Here is a 1,979-nt window from a genome sequence, read left to right as displayed (position 1 = left end):
TCCGTGGGCATGTGGTGAGCTTCCTCAGACTCCGTCTTGCGGGATCTCACCGATCATGTTCATCCCACAGGAGTCTTGTCATTTTCAGGACCCCCTTGAGATTGTTTCCCCGCCAACCCTAGTCCTTATCCAGTAACGGCCCAGTCATCTCGAAACTGAGTCTTCAACAATCGGGAGCATTAATAGAATAAGGAAAATTAACAACGGGCTTTAATAAGTCAGTGATCTATAAGATAGGAGATAACAACCGGGCGATTGCTTCTTTGAAGCGAATCCATTTGGACCTTGACTGATAAAGCTTATACGTCAATTCTGTGGACTCCTTCAAATCTTCATTAAATCGATCAGCTAATAACTTCGCAACATCCGAATGGTAAAGGAAAGCATTCACCTCAAAATTCAAACGGAAGCTTCTTACATCGATGTTTGCCGTACCGACTGAAGCTATATTTCCATCCACAACGATCGTTTTGGCGTGTAAAAATCCTCTTTGATAAACATAAATTCTAGCCCCGGCCATTAATAGATCTCCGATGTTCGAGTAAGTTGCCCAATAGACAAAAGGATGATCCGGTTTATTCGGAATCATCAATCGCACATCAACTCCAGATAAAACGGCTATTCTGAGGGCATCCAACAAACTATCATCCGGTATAAAGTAAGGGGTTTGAATGTATACATACTTTTTCGCAGACATAATCATTTTGATATAGCCGTGCTTAATTTGCTCCCATTCTGAGTCAGGGCCACTGGATACAATTTGTATTCCGACATCACCTTCTGATTTCGCTTGATAGAAACGATCTTCGTAAACGATATCTCTTCTGGAAGCCTGATTCCAATCCAGAATAAAACGGGTCTGCATGTTGTGTACGGCTTCACCTTCTACACGAAGATGCGTATCCCTCCAATAACCGAAACGTTTACTGAAACCTAGATACTCATCTCCAATGTTGAAACCACCGATATACCCTGTCGCCCCATCTATGATGACTAACTTCCTGTGATTACGGTAATTAATTTTCAAATTCACTTTAGGAAGAAGGGAAGGAAAGAAAGATTCAACTTGCCCTCCAGCCTCTCTGATTCTCTTTACGTACTTCCTGCTTAATAACCGCGACCCCATATCGTCATACAGAATTTTGACGTCCACATTCTCTTTCGCTTTTTTTATAAGTGCCTCTGCTAATCGCTGACCGAGGTTATCGTCTCTAATAATGTAATAGAGCAAATGGATATGGTCCTCAGCTTTTTCAATATCTTCGAGCAGAGCGTGGAACTTCTTCTGTCCATCTGTAAAAACTTCTACTTCATTATTTTGCGAAAAAAGAGCATCATTGTTTTTCAAATGCATATAAATCAGATCTTCGTAAGGAATAATTTCCTTACGCTGAACTTCCAAGGTGTTGTCTTTAATAGCTTGCAACTGTTCCTGTACGGCCGTCAACAAACCTAACCTGCTCTTCTTATCCCAAATAAAAATTTCTTTATGGCTCAAACGTCTGCCAAAAATTAAATACAACAAAAACCCTACGATTGGCAAGAACAATAAGACCATGAGCCACGCCCATGTTGCACTTGCATCCCGGCGTTCTAAAAAGATAATAGCTAAAGCCAATAAAACGTTCAATATTAAAATCGTCGTTAAAATATAGGGAATAATGTTCACCGGGAGTCACCTACCTTTTCTAGGATGGGGTTGCTTAATTACTATATCACATTTCATTTTAATGACAGTACCAATAAAACCACAAACTTCATTTTACATTTCGTCATTTTTTGTGAAACGGTTATTAAGCAAACGTGCAGAAATCTGTAAGACTCGAATTCGGGATGTATGAGTGGTTTTAGGGTCGTTGGGGAAGGACTCGTCCAGCTGCATTGCCCAGACACTCGCGTCATAAGCAAATCATCAACGGAATGAAAAAGCACATTCCTTTTGATGATTTGCTTATGCGAGTCGTGTCTACCAGGGCGAT

At 40.7% G+C, this 1,979-nt stretch carries 1 protein-coding gene; it reads right to left on the bottom strand.

The features are described from left to right. Positions 1–226: 226 nt before the first annotated feature. Complete coding sequence (gene cls / locus LD39_RS21020; protein ID WP_052158990.1) at positions 227–1,669, bottom strand: cardiolipin synthase; 1,443 nt, start codon at positions 1,667–1,669, stop codon at positions 227–229. Between the last annotated feature and the right edge of the window lie 310 nt (positions 1,670–1,979).

The organism is Halobacillus sp. BBL2006, from assembly GCF_000786645.1.
Taxonomy (GTDB): Bacteria; Bacillota; Bacilli; order Bacillales; family Halobacillaceae; genus Halobacillus.
Note: the sequence above shows the minus strand (reverse complement) of the source record. Positions and strands in the feature narration are given on the sequence as shown.